The following is a 481-nucleotide window of genomic DNA, read 5'->3' as shown; positions in this document are numbered from 1 at the left end:
TGGAGAAAAGCTGTATTTATCTCCAATGCTAGATCTTTATAATGGCGAAATTATTGCGTATACGATCGGTTCAAGGCCGGTCTACTCGCTTGTTTCAACGATGTTAGATCAAGCATTTAGTCGATTAAAAGATAACGAAAAGCCCCTTATTCATTCTGACCAGGGTTGGCACTATCAGATGAAAAAGTATCGTCATGCCCTCGAAAAACGTAACATCAAGCAAAGCATGTCCCGAAAAGGTAACTGCTACGACAATGCCGTCATTGAGAACTTCTTTGGCATCGTGAAATCTGAATTTCTGTATTTCAAGGAATTTGAAAGTATCGCCCATTTTAAAAAAGAGCTATCAAAATACATCGATTATTACAACAACAAGCGAATTAAGGCAAAGCTAAAAGGCATGAGTCCGGTACAGTACCGAACTCATGCCCAACAAGTTGCCTAATGATTATAACCTGTCTAACTTTATGGGGTCACTTCA

The 481-nt window shown here is 39.1% G+C and carries 1 protein-coding gene; it reads left to right on the top strand.

The features are described 5' to 3' along the window. The coding region (locus GQY55_RS30830; RefSeq protein WP_160045736.1) for an IS3 family transposase at positions 1 to 445 on the top strand (445 nt) is incomplete at its 5' end. Positions 446 to 481 lie beyond the last annotated feature (36 nt).

It is taken from the genome of Paenibacillus sp. USDA918EY (assembly GCF_009870825.1).
GTDB lineage: Bacteria > Bacillota > Bacilli > Paenibacillales > Paenibacillaceae > Paenibacillus_AQ > Paenibacillus_AQ albilobatus.
This window is presented reverse-complemented; position numbering and strand designations above follow the sequence as displayed.